General features: G+C 70.8%; 21 protein-coding genes. 8 read left to right on the top strand and 13 right to left on the bottom strand.

The features are described 5' to 3' along the window. Nucleotides 1-7 precede the first annotated feature (7 nt). Nucleotides 8-655 (top strand): GNAT family N-acetyltransferase, encoded by a 648-nt coding sequence (locus tag KOI47_RS35275; RefSeq protein ID WP_216212268.1) that lies wholly within the window; start codon nucleotides 8-10, stop codon nucleotides 653-655. On the opposite strand, the gene KOI47_RS35270 is transcribed toward KOI47_RS35275, so the two are convergent. Further along, nucleotides 652-1194 carry a hypothetical protein gene (locus KOI47_RS35270; protein WP_216212265.1) on the bottom strand — a complete coding sequence of 181 codons (543 nt, stop codon included), beginning with the start codon at nucleotides 1192-1194 and terminating at the stop codon, nucleotides 652-654. The two genes, KOI47_RS35275 and KOI47_RS35270, sit on opposite strands and share 4 nt — an antisense overlap. 66 nt (nucleotides 1195-1260) lie before the next feature. Here KOI47_RS35270 and KOI47_RS35265 point away from each other — a divergent pair, with 66 nt between their 5' ends. Further along, nucleotides 1261-1734 carry a MarR family winged helix-turn-helix transcriptional regulator gene (locus KOI47_RS35265; protein ID WP_216212262.1) on the top strand — a complete coding sequence of 158 codons (474 nt, stop codon included), beginning with the start codon at nucleotides 1261-1263 and terminating at the stop codon, nucleotides 1732-1734. A 158-nt stretch (nucleotides 1735-1892) separates the two neighbouring features. Here the strand turns inward: KOI47_RS35265 and KOI47_RS35260 are convergent, their stop codons facing one another. The 9 genes from KOI47_RS35260 to KOI47_RS35220 form a co-directional block, all read right to left on the bottom strand. After that, on the bottom strand, nucleotides 1893-3038 hold the full coding sequence (locus KOI47_RS35260) for an N-acetylmuramoyl-L-alanine amidase (RefSeq protein WP_216212261.1): 1146 nt from the start codon (nucleotides 3036-3038) through the stop codon (nucleotides 1893-1895). 286 nt (nucleotides 3039-3324) lie between these two features. Next, nucleotides 3325-3651 (bottom strand): thioredoxin, encoded by a 327-nt coding sequence (trxA, locus tag KOI47_RS35255; protein WP_216212257.1) that lies wholly within the window; start codon nucleotides 3649-3651, stop codon nucleotides 3325-3327. Nucleotides 3652-3690: 39 nt separating this feature from the next. Continuing rightward, nucleotides 3691-4689 carry a thioredoxin-disulfide reductase gene (trxB, locus tag KOI47_RS35250; RefSeq protein WP_216212255.1) on the bottom strand — a complete coding sequence of 333 codons (999 nt, stop codon included), beginning with the start codon at nucleotides 4687-4689 and terminating at the stop codon, nucleotides 3691-3693. Nucleotides 4690-4782: 93 nt separating this feature from the next. Further along, nucleotides 4783-5571 carry a hypothetical protein gene (locus KOI47_RS35245; RefSeq protein WP_216212252.1) on the bottom strand — a complete coding sequence of 263 codons (789 nt, stop codon included), beginning with the start codon at nucleotides 5569-5571 and terminating at the stop codon, nucleotides 4783-4785. Then, nucleotides 5568-6227, bottom strand: a complete 660-nt coding sequence (gene sigM, locus KOI47_RS35240; RefSeq protein ID WP_216212248.1) for an RNA polymerase sigma factor SigM — start codon at nucleotides 6225-6227, stop codon at nucleotides 5568-5570. The genes KOI47_RS35245 and sigM overlap by 4 nt, the downstream gene beginning before the upstream one ends. Before the next feature lie 27 nt (nucleotides 6228-6254). After that, on the bottom strand, nucleotides 6255-7838 hold the full coding sequence (locus KOI47_RS35235) for a protein kinase family protein (protein WP_408629879.1): 1584 nt from the start codon (nucleotides 7836-7838) through the stop codon (nucleotides 6255-6257). A 73-nt stretch (nucleotides 7839-7911) separates the two neighbouring features. Then, entirely contained in the window at nucleotides 7912-9783 is a 1872-nt protein-coding gene (gene murJ, locus KOI47_RS35230; RefSeq protein ID WP_232376450.1) for a murein biosynthesis integral membrane protein MurJ, read from the bottom strand. A 482-nt stretch (nucleotides 9784-10265) separates the two neighbouring features. Next, nucleotides 10266-12455: a DUF6049 family protein gene (locus KOI47_RS35225; protein WP_232376449.1), complete on the bottom strand. Its 2190-nt coding sequence runs from the start codon at nucleotides 12453-12455 to the stop codon at nucleotides 10266-10268. Beyond that, nucleotides 12452-12976 (bottom strand): NUDIX hydrolase, encoded by a 525-nt coding sequence (locus tag KOI47_RS35220; RefSeq protein ID WP_216212242.1) that lies wholly within the window; start codon nucleotides 12974-12976, stop codon nucleotides 12452-12454. Before KOI47_RS35220 ends, KOI47_RS35225 begins: the two co-directional genes overlap by 4 nt. 111 nt (nucleotides 12977-13087) lie before the next feature. Between KOI47_RS35220 and KOI47_RS35215 the strand changes: the two genes are divergently transcribed. The 5 genes from KOI47_RS35215 (at nucleotide 13088) to KOI47_RS35195 (ending at nucleotide 18825) form a co-directional block, all read left to right on the top strand. Beyond that, a complete protein-coding gene (locus KOI47_RS35215; protein ID WP_216212240.1) occupies nucleotides 13088-14551 on the top strand; it encodes a CCA tRNA nucleotidyltransferase in 1464 nt (487 codons plus the stop codon). A gap of 182 nt (nucleotides 14552-14733) precedes the next feature. Next, nucleotides 14734-15198: a hypothetical protein gene (locus KOI47_RS35210; RefSeq protein ID WP_216212237.1), complete on the top strand. Its 465-nt coding sequence runs from the start codon at nucleotides 14734-14736 to the stop codon at nucleotides 15196-15198. Nucleotides 15199-15277: 79 nt separating this feature from the next. After that, nucleotides 15278-16900 (top strand): hypothetical protein, encoded by a 1623-nt coding sequence (locus KOI47_RS35205; RefSeq protein ID WP_216212234.1) that lies wholly within the window; start codon nucleotides 15278-15280, stop codon nucleotides 16898-16900. 19 nt (nucleotides 16901-16919) lie between these two features. After that, nucleotides 16920-17612, top strand: a complete 693-nt coding sequence (locus KOI47_RS35200; RefSeq protein WP_216212231.1) for an ABC transporter ATP-binding protein — start codon at nucleotides 16920-16922, stop codon at nucleotides 17610-17612. Between the two features lie 4 nt (nucleotides 17613-17616). After that, on the top strand, nucleotides 17617-18825 hold the full coding sequence (locus KOI47_RS35195) for an ABC transporter permease (RefSeq protein ID WP_216212228.1): 1209 nt from the start codon (nucleotides 17617-17619) through the stop codon (nucleotides 18823-18825). A 7-nt stretch (nucleotides 18826-18832) separates the two neighbouring features. Here the strand turns inward: KOI47_RS35195 and KOI47_RS35190 are convergent, their stop codons facing one another. Next, entirely contained in the window at nucleotides 18833-19501 is a 669-nt protein-coding gene (locus tag KOI47_RS35190; protein ID WP_216212224.1) for a helix-turn-helix transcriptional regulator, read from the bottom strand. Nucleotides 19502-20310: 809 nt separating this feature from the next. On the opposite strand from KOI47_RS35190, the gene KOI47_RS35185 reads away from it, so the two are divergent. Further along, entirely contained in the window at nucleotides 20311-21570 is a 1260-nt protein-coding gene (locus tag KOI47_RS35185) for a sensor histidine kinase (RefSeq protein ID WP_232376448.1), read from the top strand. 7 nt (nucleotides 21571-21577) lie between these two features. Here KOI47_RS35185 and KOI47_RS35180 read toward each other — a convergent pair whose 3' ends face one another. After that, complete coding sequence (locus KOI47_RS35180; protein ID WP_216212218.1) at nucleotides 21578-23503, bottom strand: TNT domain-containing protein; 1926 nt, start codon at nucleotides 23501-23503, stop codon at nucleotides 21578-21580. Between the two features lie 62 nt (nucleotides 23504-23565). After that, nucleotides 23566-24792 (bottom strand): MFS transporter, encoded by a 1227-nt coding sequence (locus KOI47_RS35175; protein ID WP_216217761.1) that lies wholly within the window; start codon nucleotides 24790-24792, stop codon nucleotides 23566-23568. Nucleotides 24793-24986 lie beyond the last annotated feature (194 nt).

Here is a 24986-nt window from a genome sequence, read left to right as displayed (position 1 = left end):
AGGACGGGTGTCGCGACGCATCACGGGCGTCACGCTGGACAACCTGGAGCAGTTGCCGCGGCGGTGCCGCCGCTGCGTGTACTGGGAACTCGCCCCGCACCTGCGGGAGCAGGCCGAGGAGTTCGGCGAGACCGAGGTGGAGAAGGAGGCCTGGGTCTCCGCGGTGCTGCTGGAGTGGGGCTCCTGCGGCCGGATCGTCTTCAGCGAGGACCTCCCCGTCGGGTTCGTGCTCTACGCCCCGCCGAACGCGGTGCCGAGGTCGAACGCATTCCCCACCTCGCCGCCCAGCCCGGACGCGGTGCTGCTGACCGGCTTCCACGTGCTACCCGAGTTCCGCGATGGCGGCCTTGGCAGGGTCCTCGTGCAGGCCGTGGCCAAGGACCTCACCAAGCGCGGGGTGCGGGCGATCGAGGCCTTCGGGGACGCGGAGAACGGCGAGGACGAGGATCCAGCCGAGGAGCACAGCTGCGTGCTGCCAGCCGGTTTCCTGCAGAGCGTCGGATTCAAGACGGTGCGCCCCCATCCACGCTGGCCCCGGTTGCGGCTGGAACTGCGTTCGGCCATCTCCTGGAAGGAAGACGTCGAGGCGGCCCTGGAAAAGCTACTCGGCCAGGTCAGCGTCACCACCGCCGAACCAAGTACCGCGCGCGTCTAAGGGACCCGGCGGCCGCGGCCTGCCGGTTCGGGCACGCCAGAGCCGAACACCTGCCGGACCATGCCCACCAGCCATACGAAGGTGAACGCGATCACCGTCGGGTTCTTCAGCATGAGCAGCACCGCCAGGTAGCCCTGCCGCGCCGATTCCGGCAGCAGCCCGGCGACAGCATGCTCGGCGAGCAGGTCGAAGGTCAGGAAGGCCAGCGAGAGCAGTACGCCCTGCAGCACCAGGCTCGGCCAGTGAGCCGTGGCGAACGCCGAGGCCGTGCCCCACCGCTGCTGATGTTCCGGCACCCCGCGCATGGCCAGCCGCCAGATCACCACCAGCAGCAGGATCCGCACGCCCAGCACCAGTACCTCGGTGGCGGTGGCCAGCCAGCCAGGGAGTTGCTCCGCCCAGTTCACCACCACCAACCGCTGTACCGCGGGCACCAGGGACAGACCCCCGATGACCGGCAAGTACCGCAGGTAGAACCGGAAGGCCCAGCGCGGTACGGCCAGTGCGAGAGCCAGCTCCGCACGAAACCTGCTACTCATCGATATCTCCCTCACAAAGTAGTTTAGTTTACTATACAGAAATATCGACAGTGCTAAAGTGAGCTTGTGGGTCAGGATGCCGACGATGTCAGCGGTGCCGAACTCGGGCGGGAGCTGAGTACTGCGGTGGTCGCGTTCCACGAGGCCGTAGGGGCACGGCTGGGGGTACGCGCGGTGGACCAGCGGGCGCTCGCGTACATCGGCAGGCGCGGTTCGTTGTCGGCGGGGGAGCTGGCGAAGGAGATCGGCCTGACCCCCGGCGCGGTTACCGGCATGGTCGACCGGCTGGAACGGGCCGGGCTGGTCTGCCGGGAGCCCGATCCGTTCGACCGCAGGCGGGTGGTGATCAGCGTGGCCGAGGGTGGCTCGCGGGCCTTCGCGGCCGCCTTCGCCGGGCTGGGCAAGGCCATGAACGACCTGGTGGCCGGCTACGAACCAGCCGAGCAGCGGGTGATCGCGGACTACCTGGCCCGCACGATCGAGATCCTGCGAACCCAGACCCGGCGACTCCTCGAGGAGGACGAACCCCCCGGCAGGTAACTCTCGCCGGGCAGCATGCCCCGCGCGGGTTATCCACAATTACCCAGGGTTGTCCACAACTTGCCGCGCGCACCCCCACCAACCCGCCCAGCCCGATACGCTGGCAGCGGGGTCGCCCCCCAGGGAGTGGTGGGGGGTGGGTACGGGACTGGTGTGAGTTACTCGGCTTTGGCGAGTTCGTGGGCGAGTACGTCGGCGAAGGTGAAGGTGCCGGTGGGCTGGTCGTTCTCGCCGAGCAGGTAGAGGCGCTTGACGGCGACCAGGATTCCTTCGGCGACGATGTCGCGGAAGGCGGGGTCGGCAAGGCGGCGGCGGTCTTCGGCGTTCGTCAGGTAGCCGATCTCGATGCGCACCGCGGGGCAGCGGGTCTTGAGCAGGATTTCCCAGGTCTTGCGGTGGGTGCGGCAGTCCTTCAGGCCGGTGCGCGCGGCCAGCTCGCGCTGGATGAAGCCGGCCAGCAGTTCGCCGACCGTGGAGGTGGAGCCGTAGCCGTTGCCGTAGTGGAAGCTGGCCACGCCCTGCGCCTCCGGGGCGGAGTTCTGGTCGCAGTGCAGGGAGAGGAACAGGTCGGCGCCCACCTCGTTGGCGAAGGCGGCGCGGTCGGCCTCGGCCGGGCTGTGGGCAGGGCCGCGGGACAGCAGGGCCTCCATGCCGGTGGCCTTCATCCGGCCTTCGAGGCGGCGAGCCAGGTCCCAGACCAGGTCGGCCTCGCGCAGGCCGTGCACGTTCACCCCGGTGTCGGCGCCGCCGTGCCCCGGGTCGAGCACGATCCGCTTGCCGCTCAACCGGGGGCCCGCGCGGCGCACCTGTTCCTGCTCCCGCAGGAACACCGGCCTGCCGCCGCGCGCCCGCGGGGACAGCTGGCGCAGCGCACGAACCACGGCGGCACCGCAGATACCGTCCACCAGCAGGCCGTAGTCGCGCTGGAAGTTTCGCAGGCCCCGCTCGGTCTGCGGGCCGAACACCCCGTCCGGCCTGCCTGCGTCGTACCCCAGTTCGGTGAGCCGGTCCTGCAACGCGAACACATCGTCACCATGCACCGGGGTCGAGATCAGATACGCCAGCGGCCTGCTGCCGAGGTGGTAGTTGGCCCCCCGCAGAGCCCGGTAGGTCGCGGGCCCGACGACCCCGTCGGTGAGCAGGCCACGGCGCTGCTGGAAGGCCCGGACGGCCTGTTCCACCGCGAGATCGAAAGCGCCGTGACCATTGGAACCCTGTGCCGACGGGAGCAGGTCCAGCGCGGCGAGCATGGACCTGATCTCGGCGACGTCCGGACCGGCGTCGCCGCGGCGGAGTACCCGCATGCACTCCTCGCTCTTCCTTGGGCACCGCTGGTGCACTCGATGCTTGTCAGCTTCCTCCGGAACCAACCCGGGGGTCTCTATTGTGCCCTGCGAACTCTCGGTAAGCGCGCAGGGCCGGTCGGTGCGTCACCGCACGTCACGCCCGCGTAGTTCACGCACCTGGAGTAACCGAAGCGTCGCATCGGGCGACAACAGATCCACAACGAAAAACCCGGGCGCACGTCCGATGGACGCGCGGGCCCCGGGTTGTCGTTGCCTCACTGTGACATAGGACAGCAGGCCAGGCTCAGCCGATGACCTCGGACAGCTCCGAGAGCAGGGCCGCCTTCGGCTTCGCGCCGACGATCTGCTTCACTTGCTTGCCGCCCTGGAACAGGATCAACGTCGGAATCGACATGACCTGGTAGTCCCTGGCGGTCTGCGGGTTCTGGTCCACGTCCAGCTTGGCGATCTTCAGCTTGTCCTTGTGGTCGCTGGCGATCTCCTCCAGCACCGGCGCGACCATCTTGCACGGGCCGCACCAGGTGGCCCAGAAGTCGACCAGCACTGGCTTGTCGCTGGACAGCACGTCATCGACGAAGGTCGAGTCGGTCACCGCAACGGTGTCGCTCATGTTCTCTCCTTAATGGGTTACCGGCCGCGGCCGGCGTGATCAGTTCACCGGCGCCGATGCGGCGTAACCGCCGCCGACCAGTTCGGGTGCTTCCTGGGCCTCCTCGGCGACCTCGTGCTCGGCCAGCCACCGCTCGGCGTCGATGGCCGCCGTGCAACCGGACCCCGCCGCGGTGATCGCCTGCCGGTAGGTGCGGTCCACCAGGTCACCCGCGGCGAACACCCCGTCCAGGTTGGTGTACGAGCTGCGCCCCTTGGCCAGCACGTACCCCTCCTCGTCCAGGTCTACCTGGCCGCGCACCAGCTCGCTGCGCGGATCGTGCCCGATGGCCACGAAGAACCCGGAAACCGCCAGCTCCGACTCCTCCCCGGTGACCGTGTCGCGCAGCTTCAGCCCGGACACGCTCCCGTCCCCGAGCACCTCGGTGACCTGCGAGTTCAGCTGCCACCGGATCTTCTCGTTCGCCCGCGCCCGCGCCAGCATGATCTTCGAGGCGCGGAACTCCTCGCGCCGGTGCACCACCGTCACCGTGCGCGCGAACTTGGTGAGGAACGTGGCCTCCTCCATCGCCGAGTCGCCGCCGCCGACGATCGCGATGTCCTTGTCCCGGAAGAAGAACCCGTCGCAGGTGGCGCAGGAGGACACCCCGCGACCGAGCAGCTCCTGCTCCCCTGGCACGTACAGGTACCTTGCCGCCGCGCCCATCGCCAGCACCACCGCGCGGGCGGCGTACCGGGTGCCGTTCACCGTCACGTACTTGACGTCGCCGGTGAGGTCGAGCTCCTCGACATCCTCGGCGCGCAGCTCGGCCCCGAAGTGCTCGGCCTGCGCACGCATCTGCTCCATCAGCTCGGGCCCCTGGATACCCTCCCGGAAGCCCGGGTAGTTCTCCACCTCGGTCGTGGTCATCAGCGCCCCGCCGAACTGCGACCCCTCGAACACCAGGGGATCCAGCTGGGCGCGCGCCGCGTACACGGCCGCGGTGTATCCCGCGGGACCCGATCCCACGATGATCAGGTTCCGTACGTCCTGTGCCACCCGTGACCTCCGCTCGTCTCGACCTGCACGTCAGGCTCAACACGATCGTAGGTGCGCATGTTCCCGAGGTGACGTGGGCCGCTCGCGGGCCACTCAGCCGCCAGTGCCGCCGATGATCTCGTCGACCAGCAGCTCCGGATTCTCCGGCCCGCAGGTCGGCGGCACCGCCACCAGCCGGAACTGGGCCAGCTCACCGGTGGTGTACAGCACGATCACGGCTTCCCTGCCGTCGATGGTCGCCGGCCGGACGCCTTCCGCCTTGCGGTCCGGGTCGATCCCGTTGGCCGCGAGGCAGGCGTCCAGTTTCTGCTCGGTGCCGAACGCACCGAAGTCGCGGACCCCGTTCACCTCACCGATCGCCGCGCCCAGCGCGTCCCGCTGCAGTGCGACCGGCGGCTGCCCTGGATCGCCCCCGGTGTCCGGGCTGCCCGGGGTCTGGTTGTCCCCCGGCAGCACAATGGCCAGCGCGGCCACCGCGGCCGCGGCCGCCGTCAGCACCCCGCCGCCCCAGCCGAGCATGCGGTTGCGACGCCTGCGTGCGGCGTTGATGCTCACCACCGGGGCCACCCCGGCTTCGGCACCCGGACCGGAGTCGGTGCCGGTGCCGCCGCGCTGCCGGACCTCCTCGGCCAGTGCGGCGTCGATCCGCGCCGCCACCGCGGCCGGCATCGGTCCGGCAGGCGCGGTGGTCAGCTCCGAAAGGTCGGCGGTGGTCGCTTCCAGCGCCTCGATGATCGCCCGTGCCTCGGGATCGGCATCGACCTGCGGCCACAACCGCGCGGCCTGCTCCTCTTCCAGCACTCCGGCGTGGAGGTCAGCGAGTACATCGACAGACCAAGGCGGACCGACGGCTTCGCCGGTCCCCCGCTGCTCGTCTGTCATCGTCCCTCCCCGTCACGTTGCCCGCCCGCGTGCGGCGCGGCCTGCGTCGTACGCCCCGATGGCTCCTGGCGTTTGCTTTCGTGAGTTGGGACGGCCTCTTCGGTGTCCGGGTTCCGCAAATGCCCGAGAACCTTGGCGAGCTTGGCGCGACCCCGGGCACACCGGCTCTTCACCGTGCCTTCGGCGATGCCGAGCATGCTCGCCGTCTCCGCGACCGAATATCCCTCGACATCCACCAGCACGATCGGGCCACGCTGGTCCTCCGGCAGCTCGTCCAGCGCCCTGCGGACCACCAGCGTGGTCTCCCGCTCGGCCAGCGCGTCCCGCGGCACTGCGGGCTCGTGCTGCCCGGTCTCCGGCAGCGGCACGGTGGGCCGCGCCTGCCGCCTGCGTACCCGGTCCAGGCAGGCGTTCACCACGATGCGGTGCAACCAGGTGGTGACCTGGGACTCGGCGCGGAACTTGCTCGCCGCGCGGAACGCCGAGATGAAGGCGTCCTGCAGCGCGTCGGCGGCTTCTTCCGGATCGCGCACGGTGCGTAAGGCTACGGCCCACATGCGGTCACGATGTCGGCGGACCAGTTCGGTGAACGCGTGCGGGTCCCCGGCGGCATGTGCCGCGATGAGATCGGCGTCCGATGGTGCGGCTGCGGTCACCCGGCAGAGCCTACTAACCGCCGGAGATCACGGTTGCGTAGGCACGAACGTCAGCTCGCCGATCTCCGAGACATGGTCCGCGCCGTCCTCGGACAGTTTGGTGATCCAGACGATCACGTACTCCGCCTGCTCCGGTTTCGGCAGGTCGATCTCGGTCTGCACCTCGGTCAGCTCGGTGCTGGCCACGACCCTGGTCGCCTCCAGCGAAGGGTCGGACTCCTCGGCCACCCGCACCTCGACCGCCGTGCCAGGGCTGTCCGCGGCGATCTTCAGCTGCTTCAGGTTGATCGGATCGTCGAACTCCACGATCAGGCCGACCCCGGACTTCAGCGCGGGCAGCTGCTGCTGGTACTGGTCGGTACGCCAGATCGTGGCCGGATCGCCGTCGATGGCGTTCTTCGCCTGCGCCACGTGATCCCCGGTGCCCTCCGGGTTGTACACCTGCACCGAGGCGGGTTGAACCGGTTCGCCGAGCGCGGGCGGTTGCGATTCCGGTGGCTGCCGGCCCTGATCCGGGTCGGCCTGCTGGGTGGTCGGCTCATCGGCCACGTTCACCGGCGGCCCGGAGGCCGGGTCGTCCTGGAAGAAGTCGATCGCCATCATGCCCAGCCAGGCCAGGATGCCCACCGCGGCGACCGCGAGCACGGTCACCCCGAGCGCCAGCTTGCGCCGCCGCGCGGCGTCCTTCACCGGCTTCTTCGTGGTCCACACCCCGCCGTCCTCGTCGACGCTCTCATCGCCGACCTGCTTGATCAGCTGGGTGCGTTCCTCTTCCTCCGCGGCCTGCTCCAGCACCCGCAGGATCGCCGAGCTGGTGCGGATGGCCCCCTGCCCACCGTCCTCGATCGTGCGCCCGGCCAGCGCGGACAACGCCGCGGGCACTGTCGGCTGCAGGGACCTGGCAGGCACCAGTCTGCCGTTCGGGGAGTACGGTGCGGCCGGGATGGCCGGCGGCCCGCCCGGCAACGCCCACCTGCCGGTGAGCAGCAGGTACAGCACCGCGCCAAGGGCCTTGACGTCATCGCGCAGGGTCGCGTCCGGTAGCGGGCCGGGGAAGGCCAGCCGCAGCCTGCCGTCCGGGGTCAGCCGCAGCCGCTGCGGATGGTCCAGGCCGAGCACCAGGCCGGAGTGATGCGCGCTGTCCACCGCCTCGGCCAGGGCCTGCACCATCCGCGCCGCCGTGGCAGGCGCCACCGGCCGCTCGGTGACCAGGTCGGACAGGTCGCTGCCCTTGGTCCACTCGGCAACCACGATGCCAAGCAGCCCCTCGCTGGAGGTGATGCCGTTGCCGAGACTCAGCACGTCCAGCACCCTGGCCACCCCGCCATGGCTGAACTTCGCCGCGTGTGCCGCGCGGTCCAGGGTGCGCCGCGCAGCCCTGGCGGCCTCGCCATCGGCCGGGTCGCCGACCAGCATGGTCAGCGCGACATCCCGGCGCAGCTGCCCGTCCCGCGCCCGCCACAGGTGCGCGCCGGCGCGCTCGTCGATGCCGAACTGGGCGAGCAGCCGATACCGGCCGTCGCCGACGACTCCCCCGGGCGCCAGCGAGCCGCCCCTGGTGCGAATGTTCACCCGGGTCCCGTCCCCTTGCTCGCTCCGTCTCGTGTTCACCGCACTCTCCCGCTTATCTCCAACCGAGGGTACGTGAACGATCCGGGTACCCGGGTGGCAGCGACCCCTATCCCTATGCCCGCTTCACCATCCGGGTGACTCTCCTGGTGATCGGGTTCAGCTCGTCGATCTTCAACGCGATCAGCACGCCGAAGGCGACCCCCAGGCCGACCGCGCCCTGCAGGATCAGTTTGATCCAGGCCTGCAGGGTGACCCCCAGCGCGTCCGGCACCAGCAGCCCGACCAGCCAGGCCGCCAGCACGCCCAGCCCGCAGGCCACCACGGTGAACAGGATCACCCCCAGCACCCGCTTGCTGCGCAGGTTCCCCAGCTGCACCCACAGCCAGACCTGCCCCATGATCGCGCCGACCACGAAGACCAGCGAGTTCACCATCATCACGCCGAGCACCACGTTGGCCGGGCTGAGGATGCCCCCCGCCAGGTACAGCAGCGGGATCTTCACCGCGGTCATCACGGCCATGATCAGGGTCGGGGTGCGCGAGTCCTTCATCGCATAGAAGACCCGCATCTGCAGCATCACCAGCGCGTACGGCAACAGCCCGAAGGCGGACACCGCCAGTGCCTGACCCAGCCGCTCGGAGTCCTCCAGCGTGCCCTTGCCGAAGCTGAACAGGGCGATCCCGATCGAGGTGCCCGCCACCACCATCACCGCCGAGATCGGCAGCAGGGTGAGGGTGCTGAGCCGGGAGGCATAGGAGAGGTCGCCGATCAGCCGCCGGTTGTCCCCGTCCGCGGCCGCCCGGCTCATCCGCGGCATGATCGCGGTGAGCAGGGAGACCCCGATCACCCCGTAGGGCAGCTGGAACAGCAGCCAGGCGTTCGAGTAGGTGGAGACCCCGCCCTCGTCGCCGCTGGTCAGCACCCGGGTGTTGATGATGACGCCGATCTGGCTCACCGCAACGTAGCCGAAGATCCACGCGGCCAGCCCGCCGAACTCGCGCAGCCGCTCGTCCAGGCCCCAGCGCCATTTGAACCGGAACCCGGACCGGCGCAGCGCCGGCACCAGGAACAGTGCCTGCACGGTCATCGCGGTGAACACCCCGATGCCGAGCACCAGCAGCTTCGGGTCGCTCATCGCCAGCGGGTTCAGCGTCGGATCACCCGGCACCAGCGCGTACAGCCCGATGGTCAGGATGATCACCAGGTTGTTGATCACCGGAGCCCACTGCGCAGGCCCGAAGATCTGCTTTGCGTTCAGCACCGCTGACAGCACCGCGAACAACCCGTAGAACAGCAGGCCGGGCAGCAGCAGGTAGGCGAAGGCGGTGGCCAGGTCCCGGTTGGCCTCCCCGCTGTCGTCGATCAGCAGCGAGGTGACCAGTGGCGCACCGAGGGTGGACAGCACCGTGCCTGCCAGCAGGATGGTGATCGCCATGGTCAGCATCCGCTGGGTGTATGCCTCGCCACCGTCCTCGTCGTCCTGCGAGCGCACCAGCAGCGGCACCACCACACTGGTCAGCACCCCGCCGAGGAGCAGCTCGTTGATGATCAACGGCAGCGTGTTGGCCACCGTGAACGAGTCGTAGACCGCGCTCAGCCCGGCCACCGCGGCCAGCAGCACCTTCCAGACGAACCCGGTGATCCGGCTGGTCAGCGTGGCGATCGCCATCCGGCCGCTGGCCTTGACCACCGAGGGGGCCTTCTTGCTCTCCGCGGGCTCCGGGCGCGGCTTGTGCTCCGGCTCCAGCCCGACCGCGGGCAACCGGTCCCCGATCGGCTCCGATGGGCGCGGCGCATCCAGGATGCGCGGCAGCATCCTGGTGGCGAACTCGTCGTAGGGCCGCATCATGTCCGGGTCGGCGCTGGGCCAGCGGGCCCCCGGCGGTACCCCGTGTTCCGGGCGGATGAACTGGGTGGCGTCCGGCTCGGCCGGCCGGCCCTGCTGCGGCTGCTGCCCCTGTTGGCCCTGCTGCCAGGGGCGCACCGGAGGTGGCGGGCGCCTGCCGGGAGGCGGCTGGCCCTGCGGCGGCGGACCGGGTGGGGGCTGGCGCCGTGGCGGTCGCGGGCCCTGCGGTTGCCGCGGCGGCGGCTGTTGCCGTGGTTGCTGTTGGGGAGGCTGCTGGGGCGGCTGCTGAGCGGGCAACTGCCCGGACCGGCGTTGTGGCCTGCCGTTCTCCCGCGGGTCCGGTGCCTGCCTGCGCGGTGGCTGGGCCTGCCCGGGCTGGCGGCGTTCCGGCGGCTCCTGTGCGGGTGGTGGCCTGCGATCCGGGCGCTGCGCCTGCGGTGGCGGTTGCTGCTGCCTGCGATCGGGGCGCTGCCGCCCCCCATCCGGGGGGCGATCGCCGCGCTCGGGTTGCGAAGGCTGCGCTTCACGCTCTGGTCGCGAAGCGGATCCTCTGTCCAAGGCGTGCCCCATCGTCGGCTGTCGAGCTGGTCGACCCAGCGTAATCGGCTTCCGGCGGAAACTCAGGACCCGCTCGTGCCGGCCCGCTTCTCCGCCCGGACCCGACGATAGATGCGCCTGCCCGCCAGCAGCAGCAACGCGGCTCCCGCGGTGGCCGTCACGATGATGGTGATCACGCCGTACTCGTTGGAGATCAGCTCGAACCGGGCGGGCGGCCCCAGCTGGGTGCCGCCGGGTGTGCTCAGCGACACGTACACGTTGAACTTTCCTGCCCGCTGTGCCTCGGCCGGGATCCGCCGGTTCACCTTGCTGTTCGCCGCGATCACCACGTCCGGGACGTCCTCAGGCCGCAGCCCGGCCGCGTTGCTCAGGTTGATCTGCACGGTGATCGCGACCGGCAGCTCGCTGGACAGCAGCACCGGCAGCGGTGAACTGCCGGAGGCGAGCTGGATCGGCCGGTTCGGGGTCACCGCCGTCACCCGGCCACGCAGGGTTTCCAGTTGTTCCCTGGCCACCCGCACCGCCTGGTCCCGCTGCTGGGTGGTGCGCCAGGCCGAGGACGCCGCGCGCAGCAGCCCGTTGCGCAGCGGTTGCAGTACCTGGGCCGGTTCCACCTGCGCGGTCGCGTCCACCGACATCGCCTGGCCGAGGTCGTCGGTGATGGCGTCGATCTCCCGCATCCGGCCAAGCACCTCGCCGGACAGTTCGGTCGGCACATCCCTTGCTGGGCGGACCATCCTGGTGTTGCCCGCGGCCGGGGTGGCCAGCAGCTCCTGCAACTGCACCGGCTCCACCCGGCCGCTGCCCGCGAAGTCCCCGAGGGTCTGCAGCAGGGTGCGCAGTTCCGCGGCCGAGGCGGTCCACTGGTGCGGTGGCGCGAGCAGCACCGGCCCCGGGTCGGTCTCCCGCTGGTCAAGGCCGGCCCGGACAGCGAGCACGGCGAGCCCGTTCTGGGCCGCGATATCCGGTTCCACGGCCGGGTTCAGCGTGTTCGCGGCGCCGGAGCCACTCAGCGCGCGGGCCAGCAATGCGTCATAGGGCTGGGCCCGGATCCCGGTCCCGGACAGCTCGGGGGCGGAGCCGTTGGCCGTGTCGTCCGGCAGCCTGGCCGGATCCACGATCAGCGTGCGCACCCCGGTCCGGCTCAGGTCGCCGAGCGCGTCCTCGCCCAGCCTGCCGTCCGGCCACAGCACCCCCTCCACCGGCTTGACCTTGAGGATCCTGGTCAGCGTGTCCGCGTTGTCCACCGCGGTCGCGGTGAGGCCGGGCGCGCCGTCCCGGATCGCCGAGACCGCGGCCAGGTCCGCGTCCGCGAACGGCAGCTGGATCACGCACTTCCCGTCCACCAGTGCGCGCAGCGAGTCCAGCCAGCGGCTCGCCGCGGCGGCGCCGGTGCCCTCGATCGTGCCTCGGGGGGTGCGGACCCGGTACCCGCCAGCCATCGCCTCGACGGTCTGTAGCAGGTCGGGGTCCACCGCGAAACACAGCGAACCGAACACCTGCGGATCGTCCCTGGACTGCTCGGCGGCCGACACCAGGCCGTCCAGCCTGCCGCCGGGGGCGAGCGCATCGGCCAGCGCGTCGTCCGCGAGCACCAGCGGGCCACCGAACGGGGCAGCGACCACCCGAGGCTCGGTGGCCGCGATCGGCCATAGCACGGAGATCCGGCGCGGCTGGTCCGGGACCGACTGCCCGGAACCGTCCGAACCGCCAGGCACCTCGAGCACCGGCAGCATCATGTTCAGCTCGGCGAGCCGGGCGGTCCCGCCGTACTCCGGGGTGCCGTTCACGTTGACCAGCAGCGGATACACCCCCGGCCGGACGATCTGCAGCCCGTCCGCCGCGCCGTTCACCGGAACCTCGAGCGCCAGCGGAGCGGACTGGCCGGGTACGAGCTCGTCCACCACCTCGGTGAACCGCGACATGGACAGCTCGGCGGGCGGTGGCTCGGCCAGTGACTCGGCCAGCTCCCGCGCACCGGACTGCACCTGGCCCAGCTGCACCCTGGCCTTGAGATCGCTGATCGGGCGGTCGCCGACGTTGGTGAGCTTGCCGCGGACGGTCAGCGTGGTGGAGTTCGCCGTGAGCAGCCGCGGGCTCATGTCGGCGATGTCCATCCGCAGCCGGTTCGGCTCCTCGGGCAGCGGTTGCCCGCCCGCGCTCGTCGCGAACAGGCAGCTCCCGGCCAGGAACAGCAAGGTCAGCACGAATGCGCCGAACCGGATCCCAGCGGTGCTCGGAGGCACTGTCACTCGCCAGCCCCCTCGGCAGCGGGTTCGGAGTCGAGAAAAAGTTCGCGTGCCTTACGGACCAGCTTGCGCTCGTCGGCGTAGGCCAGCCGGTCTTCCACTTCGGCCAGCGGCACCCAGGCCACCTCGGTGACCTCGACGTCCTCGTCGGAGAGCTCACCGCCGGAGGCCTCCAGCAGGAAGTGGTGCACGGTCTTGTGCACCCGGCGGCGTTCGGCGACGAACCAGTAGTCGATGGCGCCCAGCGGCTCCAGCACATGCGCGGTGATACCGGTTTCCTCTTTCACCTCGCGTACCGCCGTCTGCTCCATGGTCTCGCCGTCCTCGATATGGCCCTTCGGCAGCGACCAGAGGAGTTTGCCCTGCCGGTCGAGCCTGCCGATCAGCACGGCCCGATCCCGGCCGGGATCGACCACTAGGCCCCCAGCCGAGGTCTCGTCGACCGTGGTCAGCCGCCTGCCACGGCGGCGCCGTGACCGGCGTCCCGGTTTGGCGCCACCGGAGCGACCGGCCGATCCAGGCATGCTGCGATGCTAGAGCAATGGCCGGTATCTCTTAGGCTGGCTTCTCCTGTCCGTGCCGCCGCACGGATGTAGTAATGCTGACAAGTGGACGCCCGAGCTGGTGGAATAGTTGTGAACGAACGTGCCGCGAAGCAGAACGCGGTGACCGAGCTGATGCGTATCTCGCCGGTCGCCGACGAGCTGGCCGCCCGGTTCGCCAAGGCGGGCCGGAGCCTGTTCCTCGTCGGTGGCAGCGTGCGCGACGCGCTGCTGGGCAGGCTCACCCAATCCGGGGAGACCGACCTGGACTTCACCACCGACGCCCATCCCGAGCAGGTGCTGAAGCTGGTCTCCAGCTGGGCCGACGCGGTGTGGGAGGTCGGGATCGCGTTCGGCACCGTTGGGGTCACCAAGCAGGGCTCCACCCTGGAGATCACCACCTTCCGTGCCGACTCCTACGACCGGGTCGGCCGCAACCCCGAGGTGACCTTCGGCGACACCATCGAGGAGGACCTGCTCCGCCGCGACTTCACCGTCAACGCGATGGCGATCGACTTGTCGACAAAGAAGTTCGTCGATCCGCACGACGGTATGGGGGCGTTGAGCAGGCGGGAGCTGGACACCCCGGCCGCCCCGCAGGAGTCCTTCGCCGATGATCCGCTGCGGATGCTGCGCGCCGCCCGGTTCGTGGCCCAGCTCGAGCTGGAGCCCGCGGCACGGGTGGTCGAGGCGATGACCGAGATGGCGGCGGAGATCAAGCGGATCACCGCCGAGCGGGTGCAGGCCGAGCTGTCCAAGCTGATGCTCGGCGTGCGGCCCCGTGCGGGCATCGAACTGATGGTGCGCACCGGGCTGGCCGAGCACATGCTGCCCGAGGTGCCAGGGATGCGGCTGGCCATCGACGAGCACCACCAGCACAAGGACGTCTACGAGCACTCGCTCACCGTGCTGGAGCAGGCGATCGACCTGGAGTCCCTGCACGAGCCGACCTCCGGTCCGGACCTGGTGCTGCGGCTGGCCGCACTGCTGCACGACATCGGCAAACCGGCGACCAGGAAGTTCGAGCCCGGCGGCGGGGTCAGCTTCCACCACCACGAGGTGGTCGGCGCCAAGATGGCCCGCAAGCGTTTGCGGGCGCTGAAGTACAGCAAGGAGATCACCGAGCAGGTCGCCCAGCTGGTGTACCTGCACCTGCGCTTCCACGGCTACGGCAAGGGCGAGTGGACCGACTCCGCGGTGCGCAGGTACGTCACCGACGCCGGGGAGCTGCTGCCCCGGCTGCACAAGCTGGTCCGGGCCGACTGCACCACCCGGAACAGGCGCAAGGCCGCCGCGCTGCAGCGCACCTACGACGACCTGGAAGAGCGGATCGCCCGGATCGCGGCCGAGGAGGACCTGGCAAGGGTGCGCCCGGACCTGGACGGCAACGAGATCATGCGGCTGCTCGGGCTGCCCCCGGGGCCGCTGGTCGGCAAGGCGTGGAAGCACCTGAAGGAGATCCGCCTGGAGCGCGGTCCGCTGGACCACGACGAGGCCGTCACCGAGCTCCGCAAATGGGCCGCCGACCAGGGGCTCGAGCCGCCCGAACCGGCTTGAGGCCGTGCCTGCCGGCACCCCCAGCCGACGCGTTCACCCCCCATAGGTGGGGTTGTGGATCCCTCGCGCGAGCTTGAACGATAAAGCGCGCCTCGCACGCACCGGTCCCGGGCTCGGTAGCAGCGAGCCCGTACCGGCGGTGCGAGGCACCGTCAAACCTATCGTGAAGGAAGTAACCGAGCATGCGCAGAGTAGTAGCCACGGCTGTGGTCGCAGCAGGCCTCGTTCTGGGGAGCGCCGGCCAGGCGATGGCCTTTTCGGATTCCGCCAGTGTCGCGATCCCTGGTACTGGGGCAGTCATCCAGGCGAACGCCTGGAACTGCAATGTCTACGTTGACAAGTGCTCGTTCAAGACCTCGTCGAAGGGGTTGAAGAACGGCAATGCCTACACCCTGGACAAGGTGAAGAACGTGGCCACGGTGATTGCGAACGGCTGGCAGGCGACGATCTCGACCAGCCCGAGCGGCACCTACGTCAGCGAGGACACCAGGAAGATCGCCTGGACCAACACCAACAGCTGGATCTCGGATATCAGCGGGATCGCCGACCCGAGCGGGGCGTTCAACACGAGCGTCACGACATGCTCGGACGCGTCCGGGTTCAAGAGCGGGTCGAAGGCCTTCGCCAGCGCCTGCGCGAACGGCTGAGTGAGCTGGTGGGCCCGGACCGCATGCCGGGCCCACCGCCCCACCTGGCAACAAACACCCCGACATTTCAGGAAGTGACATGGACGACTCGCCCCGGCCGTGGTGGCGGCGCAAAGGGTTCGGGCTGGGGATCGCCGTGGTGGTACTTGCGGTGGCCGTCGCGTTGTTTCCCGCGGTCCGCGACCTCTGGGACGACGACACGCCGCAGGTCACCTACGAGGGTGAGACTCTCGGCAGCGAGCTTGCCCTGCTGCGTGGCGAGAACGACCTGGTGCGGGGAAGCGCCGCCGACGTCGGTACGGACCCGAGCCTCTACCTGACCGCGTACGGCCGGCTCGCCGCCACGTTCGCCGGTACCGGCGAACGGCCACCGCCGCTGGACGTGGACTCGCTTTCCGAGCTCGTGCGCACCGACGTCATCGACACCCCCGCATGGCGGGCCTTCTACGTCTGCCGGGCGGTGGGCGAGGACCCGGCCGTTTCCCCGCGTGCCGTGCTGGCCGAAAGCGGCCAGCACGCTGCCGCGCGCGAGGAGGCCGTCCGTTACCTGCGTGAACCCGAAACCACCGACAGCCCGCTGACCGCCCTCACCACCAGGGCTGCCTACCTGGAGACGCTGCACTGCCTCGGCGCGGCAGGCAGCGTGCCATCCGGCGCGGCGGCGCGGCTGGCCCGCGATGCCGCTGAGGTGACGGCACCGATGGCCGCGCTCAACGCGGCCGACGCGCTCGAGGCCGTTGGCGAGCCGCTCCCCGGGCAGCTCGCGGTCGCCTCGCCGAGCCCGGTGGCCGAGTGCACCGACGGCTCGGTGAACGAGCTGGCCGCGCGGGTCGTGCTCGCGCCCGCGGCCGAGCAGTCCGTATCCGGCGAGGTGCTCGACTGCCTGCGGCGAGGGGCGAACTCCGCTGATCCGCAGACCCAGTGGCTCGCCAGGCGCGCCCTGCGGGACGCAGGGCAGGACGCCGGGACGCCGCCTCCCCGGGTCGAGTTCACCCCCGACGGTCTGGTCGAGAAGTCACCGGCCCAGCTCGGCACGCTGCGCGCCTCCTACTTCGCCGCCCGCGCGCTCACCAGCGCCGCGCAGCAGGACGCCGCCCCCGACTGGCTGGTCCAGAAGCTCACCGCGCTCGGCGAGGACCGCTCCCTTCCGGACTCGGATCACATCGTGCTCGCGATGGTGTGCCGCAGGCTGGCCATCACCTGTGGCCCGGTGGCACAGCAGGGCGAACGGGCGGCGGCCGGTATCCAGGTGCCCGCACAGGCCACCGAGGACAACCTGCGGGCCTGGCAGGACGCCATGTGGATCCGCGCCGAGTTCGACCTCGGCTGCCCGGACACCCGCGTGCGGCTGCCGGACACGCCCGCCGGCGAGCTCGATGGGCACTGGGTGCGTGCGTTGTTCCTGCTCGGCACGGTCGGGTGTCGTGATCAGCTGCGCGAGCACGTTCCCGATCCGGGTGTCATGCTCGAACGCGCACGGACCGCGCTGGCCGGCGGCGAGCTCGTCGTCGCAGGCGAGGCCATGAACACCGCGGCGATCCTGGGCGTGGAGGTTCGCCAGCCAGAGCTCGCCGAGCTGCACTCATCGCTCGAGCCGTACCGCGTCGACGGCCACGAGGACCTGTTCAGCCGCGCGCCAGGGGAAGCCGCGAGCAGCGAAGCCACGATGGCGGGCCATCAGCTCGCCGCACTCACCGAGTGAGGAAGGGGGCCACGAGATCATGCCCGCACACCCGGGTGAACCCGCCGTCGTCGCGCGAGGGCTCCGCTACACCTACCCCTCCGGCAACGGTCTGCACCACGCCGACCTCCGGCTGATGGCGGGCGGCATGACGGCGGTGACCGGCCCTTCCGGCTCGGGCAAGAGCACACTGCTGGCCTTGCTCGGCACGATTCTCGCTCCCGCGGAGGGGACGCTGGCGCTGGCCGGACGCGACACCGGAGCGCTCGGCTCCGCCGAGCGCGACGCGATCCGCGCCGAGACCATCGGGATCGTGCTACAGGATCTCGGGCTGCTGCCGTTCCTGAACGCCTGGCAGAACGTGGCGGCCGCGTTCGGTCCCCGGCTGGCCCGCCACGAGAGCGCGGCCAGGAACATGCTCGACCGTCTCGGCCTCGACCGTCTCGCCGATTCCCCGGCGACCGATCTCTCCGGCGGGGAACGGCAGCGCGTCGGCGTGGCCCGCGCGGCGGTGAAGCGCCCCGCGCTGATCCTCGCCGACGAACCGACGGCCAACCTCGACGACGTGAACGCGGGGGCTGTACTCGATGCCCTCGCGACGGCGGCAGGGGAGGGCGCGGCTGTCCTCGTCGCGACACACGACCGGCGGGCCGTGGCCCGCTGCGCCGATGTCCTGCACATGAACGGCGGCCGGTTGACGGGCACCCAGCCAGCCGGCCCGAAGGAGCGGTAGCCGAATGTTGCGCTGGTCATTGCTCACGTGGGCCCGGGCCGATCTCTCGCTGCGCAAGGTGCTTCCCTTGCTGGCCGGACTCGCCGCGCTGCTGGCGCTCTGCGCGGGCCTGGCCTCCGGTGCCTCCGCCGCCGTGGAACGGGATGTCCTGCGATCCGGCGGATTGACACATATCGAGCTGTGGTCGTTCGACGACGGGAGCTCGGTCCGCCCCCTCAATTCCGAAAGCCTCGGTGAGGCGACCGAGATTCCCGAGGTCGAGACCATCACCGCCGACTACGTCGCCTCGATCCAGACCCCGTCCGGCCAGGACGGCCTGCCCGCCTTCTCGTTCAGCACGCACACGCTCGGCGTCGAGGACGACCTGCCGGTCGTGGCCGGTTCCCAGCCGGACTCCCTCGGCCCCGACCAGGTACTGCTGCCCGCGTCCTCGCAGGGCATCGACTTCACCCCGTACGTGGGAACGGAACTCCCGGTCGAGTACACGAAGGCCACCGGACCGAACACCGGGACGGGGGAAGCGATGACGCTGAAGGTCGTCGGGGTCTTCGATCCGAGCTGGCAGACGGACGGGCCCGATACGGCGTACCTGAGCGAGGACACCGCTGCGGCGCTCGCGGCCGCACGGGCGGGGCAGCCCGTTGACACCTACCGGCGGACCGAAGGCGCGGTGTCGGCCGTGGTCCAGGTGGACCACGAGCGCAACGTTCGCGCGGTCACGGCCGAGCTGCAGGCGATGGACTTCTCGGCTGCGCCGGTCGCCGACCGGGTGCGGAACCTGCCGGGACTGTTCGGCGCGGCCGATGTGATCTCCCGCTGGGCACTGGTCCTGTTCGCCGGGCTGTCCGCGTTCGTGGGGCTGGCCAGGGCGAAGGACAGCGTCCGGGCACGGCTGTCCCACTTCGCGATCCTGCGCGTGCTGGGCTCCGGTGTCGGCGATCTCCGGAAGGTGCTCCTGGGTGAGGGTGCCCTCACCGCCGCCATCGCGGGGGTGGCGGGCACGGTGACCGGTCTGGTGGCCGCGATGGCGCTCAGCGGTCCCAGCAGCGACCTGCTCGGCCTGACGATCTCCGTCACCGACGTCATCCCCCACCCGCTCTGGCTGCTCCTGGCGCTGGTGGTTCCTGCGGGGGGCCTGCTCACCGGGATCTGGCTCGGCGGTCGCTACGCACTGCGCGCCGATCCGTACCTCGTCGTGCGCAGGCACACCTGAGCGCCGGTCAGGTCCGGGACGCGTCCAGACCTGACTGCCACGCCCACCGCGCGGCCTGCACCCGGTTGTCGACACCCAGCTTGCCGAAGATGGACGTCATGTACTCCTTGACGGTGTCCACCGAGAGCAGTAACTCGCGGGCGATCTTCTGGTTGGTGTCGCCCGAGGCGACCAGTGCCAGCACGTCCTCCTCACGTTTGGTCAGCACCGCGGTGGTGTCCGTGGGGCGGGCGCAGTCGCAGCGCCCGCCCCACCCGCACTCGGGCACGAGACGGGAGGCGACCGCCCGGGATATGGTCCATCCGCCCAGCGCGACGATCGAGACGGCCCGCCGCAGTTCCTCCGCGCCCGGAGCCACCAGCAGCGCGGTCCCGACACCGGCACCGAGCGCCGTGCCGACCAGGTCTCCGATGAAGCCCTCCGGCACGACGGGGTCGTCGGCGACGAATACGGCCGGGCGTGACTCGAGGGTCGCCAGCACCGCGCCCGCATCGCAGTTCCCGAACTCCCGGGTGGAGTAGAGCACCACGTCCACCGGACGGGTCTGCCCGTCCGGCGCCCCGTCCCGCCAGCGGCGCTCGGCCACTACTTCCATCCGGTCGCCACGTTCGAGCGTCGCGCGCAGGCGCGCCCGCCGCGCCTGCGCGTCCTCGACTATCGCGATTCGCACCATCATGTCCCCTCAGCAGCACAACGAGCGAGCGAATCTCGTCGCCCCAGACAACCGTCGTGACAGTCGGATTTCCCAGAGCCTACGAACCTAAGGTCCGCCCCCATGTCGCACTACATACTTTGGTATGGGCAGCCCGTTCTTGTCTCGATTTATGGAAACAATCACAGCTCTTCGTGACATTTTGCTCAGAAGCGCACTCCTTAGGGCGAGTCCTTTTTGTTGTCGAAAAGTTATCTTACCGACGAGCATTGCTCCTGCTCTTGGCAGTCACGGGGCCACTCTCTGTCTACACATTCCTGCTCCACAGGGGCTGTCCGGTAGTGACTGGGGAACGATTGTGGGGCCGGTTTCCATAACATGTCACGTGCCGTAGTGGAATCAATTTCAGAAAAGGTAACCTCGATCACTTTCGCTTTCCTCGTCCGGCTCCGGGATGCGATCGGGGCTCGACGTCGTGTCCGTGGCGGCCTCCTCCTGCTTCGGTGTGCGGCGTCTCGCAGCAGGCGGCCGAGGTACCTGCGGCGAACGAACGACGACTCCTGTGCACTCACGACCGATTACTTCCCGTTACTCGGTCCCGCGATACTCCGCCGGGAGGCCCGAAGCGGGATTCCGCCACACCGAGTAGAGCCCGGGGTGATCCACTGGGTCATTCGGTGGGACTTCGGCCTGCGCTCTCCGTTCTTCCCGCGCCGATGACGGATACTCGAGCCCCCACCCTGCTGTCTGGAGCACCGATGTCGCCGGATCGTCTCGGGTCACGTCGCCGTGGCAACTTCCTGATGGCCCTCCTCCGGGGTGGCGCTCCCGTGATGGCCACCGCGACCAGTGAGCTCTCCGACGAGATCGCCGATCCGACGCCGATCCGGCCGATCCGCCGGATCCGGTACCTGGCGGGCACGGTGGACGTGGCCGCGCGGGACACCTTGCTGCTGCGCGCCGCCAGGTACGTGGCGCTGGCCCCGCTGGCCTACCGGGTGATCGCGGTGCCGGGCGCGCTGGCCGCGTTCATCGGCGCGGGCGCCACCACCGGCCACGTCGGGCTCGCCCCGGTCGCGCTGGTCGCCCTGTGCTCGGTGCTGCTCAGCGTGTTCGGTGCATTCTGGCTGCTGCGGCCGGTGCCCTTCGACGGCCGGAAGGCGGCGCTGCTGCTCGGCGCGGACGTGGTGTTCACCGGGGCGGCGAACCTGGTGGTGGCCGCCGCCGTGCCCAGTTCGGTGTTCGGCGCGGCCATGCAGGTACCCGGTAAGCACCTGCTCGGCGGGGTCGCGCTGCTCACCCTCGCGCTCGGCGTGCTCTACGGCGGCGCGCTGACCGTAGCCAGTGTGCCGCTGTCCGCCGCCATGCACTGGCTGAACACCGGGCAGTTCGACCCGGCAACCGGGTTCAACGGCTTCGGCACGCTGCTCGGCGTGCTGCTCACCGCGACCGGGGCACTGGTACTGGTCGGGCTGGGCACCCGGCTCGCCCTCGCCTACGGCATCCGGCACGGCAGGCGGGCGGAGCGCGCGGTGCAGCACCGGATGCTGCACGACACCGTGCTGCAGAGCCTGGAGGCGATGGCCCTTTCCCGCCCTGGCGCCTCCGCCGCGGAGGAGCTGGACGCCCTGCGACGACTGGCCCGCGCGGAGGCGTCCCAGCTGCGGGCGCGGATCGAGTCCGACGCGGGCGGCAGCGGCACCGCGGGCTCCCGGCCGCTGGGTGAGAAGCTGGCGGCACTGGCCGCCGAGATGGCAAGGGACGGCCTGCGCGCGCAGGTGGTGGTGGCCGAGCTGGACGACGAGACCCTGTCCGAGGCCCGGCAGCTTGCCGTGCGCGACGCGGTGCGGGAGGCCCTGCGCAACACCATGAAGCACGCGGGCACCGACAAGGTGGTGGTGCGGGTCGAGGAACGGTCCGGCGGGATCGCCACCATCATCCGCGACCACGGCACCGGGTTCGGCCCGGAAGCCCATCCCGGTTTCGGGATCAGCGAGTCGATCAACGCCCGGCTGGCCGAGGTCGGCGGGAACGCCACCGTGGAGTCCACCCCGGGCAACGGCACCAGGGTCACCCTCTGGGTCCCCTCCTGAACCCTGGCTAACCGGGGTCGCGCTCGATCGCCCCGTTCTCCACGTGCTGGCCGATGGCGCGGGGCAACAGGTACGCGATCGCCCCGCCGGGCAGGCCGGCCCAGGGCAGGGTGACCCCGGTCAGCACCCGCAACGGCCTGCGCAGCAGGTAGCTGCCGCGCTCGAACTCGCGTTGCTGCGCCAGCGAGGTCTCCGGGAACCGGGTGGCCTCGGCGTGTACCAGGTTGCCGCCCTCGTTGCCGAAGCGCAGCACCCTGGTGCCCGCGGGCAGCACCACCATCCGCTTGCCGCGGAAGAAGGTCAGCGGTGGCTCCCCGCGCATCGGCAGGATCGGCCAGTCCTGGGCCTGGGTGGCGGGCTCGGCGGCCTCCTGCTCCGCGGGCGGTGCGCCGCGCGCGGGATAGAGCAGCAGGGAGCCGAGCAGTGCCCGCGCGGCGGGTTCGATCGCCGGAAAATACTGTGCTTCCAGTGGCCCGTCCCCGGCATGCCGGGCCACTTCCCACCCCTGGTCGGTCCGGCGCAGGCACCAGGCGCCCGCGGCGGTGGTGCCGAGCCGGAAGGCGCTGTCCGGGATCCCGTACTCGGCCAGCCGGGTGCGCAACAGCCCTAGCACCTCGGCGGCCCGCAGGTTCCCCGGCTCGGCCCCGCGCTCGACCCTGCCCACCCGGTCGTACTCGATCAGGTCGGCAGCCTGCTGCGGCGGATGCGGCTTGCCGAGGAGCTCCGCCTCGGCGGTGACGCGCACCCGCTCCGGCACGTACGGCGGGCGGTGGTTGTTGGCGCGGATGTGGTCCAGCAACTCCGGATCCGGTGGCACCCCGTACTTGCGCAGGTAGTGCGGCACCGCGGCGGGCCAGATCCAGAAGCCGTCGGTGTGGAAGGCGTCCGGCACGTCCGCCGGGCCGGTCGGCGCGAACAGGTCCGGACCGGTCGCGGGCCGGGTCAGCACGATTGGCGCCCGGTAGAGGTAGCCGAGCACGGCGCGGGCCTCCTCGGCCGGCACCGGCGGCCGGTTGACGAACGGCTGCTCCCCGGGGTTCTGCCCGTCCACCACCCTGGCCTGCCGGAAGGTCACCTCCAGCGGCAGGCCCGCCTTGGCGGCCAGCCACTGCGGCACGTTCTTGCGCTCGCGGGGGAAGTGCTCCAGCTCGGCGTCGTAGGACGGGGCACCAGCCCGGCCGCCGGGGGGCAGCCGCCAGTTCGGCTCGGTGTCGGTCTCGTAGTCGAAGTCGAAGTTCGAGGCCGCGTCCAGAGTGAACGTGCCCTGCATCCAGGCGCCGCCCGCCGGGTCGTACATCGCGGCGCGCAACCGGGCGAACAGCTGCCCCAGCTCGGGCGGGGCGCAAAGCGATACCGTCACGTCCTCGGCCACCGCCCGCACCTCCAGCTCGGCGTAGTCGCCGACCTGCCGGAACTGGGCACCGACCCGTTGCCAGCCTTCCGGCATCTCGCGCACGAGCGTGCGGCCGATCGCCCGCAGCAGCGCCGAGGGGTCGGCCTGCGCGCCGCCCGACCCGGCGCCCGCCGGTCCGAGGTCGTGCCGTTCCTGCCAGAGCGCGGTGATGCTCTCCGGGTCCGAGGTCTTCGTGGTGAAGTCGGCAAGGCCGAGCTCGGCGGCGACCCGCTCGTCCTGTCCGGTCCATTTCAGGGTGAGCTCACCATCGGTGGACTGCGGCAGGATCCGGTAGACCTCGTCATCGAAGAGGCACAGCGTGTGCAGGCTGAAGCTGGCCCCGGTCTCCCCCTCCGGCACCACCTTCGCCGGCCGACCGTTCCACTCGGTGTCGAAGCCCTCCGGCGTCTCCTCCTCGCCGGGAAGTGGTGCCAGCAGCACGGTCCCATCCGCCGTGGACCGCTGGGCTCGGAACACCTGGCCGTTCCATAGCGCGTACAGCCCGTCCGGGCGATCGGCCACCTCGACTCGGTAGCGCACGCCTGCCCCCTTCAGGTTCACCCTCGATTTGACAGAGACCAAACCTAATAGGCGGGCCGCGTTCACCGGCGCACGGCCACCAGGTAACCGGCGATACCGATCAGGTAACACCCGGTGGCGGCGAGCAGGAGTCCCGGCGAGTGCCCGTCCAGCGGGCTGAGCGTGGCGGCCACGGCCACCGCGGCGACCATGGTGACGTTGAACAGGGTGTCGTACAGGGCGAACACCCTGCCGCGGGCCTCGTCCCCGATATCGGCCTGCACGGCGGAGTCCACGCACAGCTTCAGCACCTGACCGGCCGAGGTGATCAGGAACGAGGCGACCAGCACGGTGGGCAGCAGGAACGGCAGCCCGAGCCCGGCCTGCGCCGCGGCCGCCAGCAACAGCGCGCTCACCACCACCCGGGTGCGGCCGAAGCGGGCGACCAGCCGCGGGGTGAGCACCCCGGCCAGCAGGATGCCCGCACCGCCCAGCGCGGCGACCTGCCCCAGCCCGGGCAGCCCCGCCTTGAGCAGGCCGATGTCGGTGAAGGAATAGCGCATCAGCAGCACGGTGAGCAGCAGCGAGACCGCGAAGGCAGCGCGGTGGGCGAACAGCGCGACGAACCCGGCGGCCACCCTCGGCGCGCGGGCCGCGGCGCGGCCGCCATCGGCCAGCCCGCGGGCCACCGCGATCAGCGCCTCGGCGGGCTCGTTCATCCGGTCCGGGCCGAGGCTGCCGCGGGCGAACCCGGCGGCCACTGCCGCGGCGGCGAAGGAACCGGCCACCGCGAACGTGGTGGTGACCGCCGAGCCGGTGTTGCCCTCGCCGAACACCGCCCGCAACCCGATCGCGCAGCCGCCGCCGACCACCGCGATCAGCGCGCCCAGGGTGACCGCGACCGAGTTGGCTGTGACCAGGCTGTGCCGCGGCACCACATGCGGCAGGGAGGCGGAGGTGCCCGCGCCTGCGAACCGGGAGATGCCGATCACCAGCAGGGCCAGGGTGAACAGCCCCGGCCCCTCCACCCCGAAGCCGACGGCCGCGGCGCTGGCCAGGATGCCGATCACCCGCAGCAGGTTGGCCACCACCAGCACCTGCCTGCGGTCCCAGCGGTCCAGCAGTGCCCCGGCGAACGGCCCGATCACGGAGTACGGCAGCAACAGCGCGGCGAACCCGCCCGCAATGGTCAGTGCGTCGGCGGCGCGCTCGGGGTTGAACAACACCGCCCCGGCCAGCCCGGCCTGGAAGACCCCGTCACCCCACTGCGCGGAGAACCTTGCCAGCAACAGCCTGCGGAAGCCGGGCATGGCCAGCAGGGCACGCGGGCCGATCGGAGCCTGCGCCGCCGTATCGGTACGGGCACTCTGTGCGCTCGAGGTCACGGACTCTCAGGTTACGGACCGGTCGTGGGTCCCCGGTGAACAAGGCGTGACGGCTGGGGATTGGCCGGCGCACTTGGTCGCCTCTCGGCGGTACGGCGCAGTGTGGCTCCAGCCGGACG

The sequence above is a fragment of the Amycolatopsis aidingensis genome, from assembly GCF_018885265.1.
GTDB classification, from domain to species: domain Bacteria; phylum Actinomycetota; class Actinomycetes; order Mycobacteriales; family Pseudonocardiaceae; genus Amycolatopsis; species Amycolatopsis aidingensis.
This window is presented reverse-complemented; position numbering and strand designations above follow the sequence as displayed.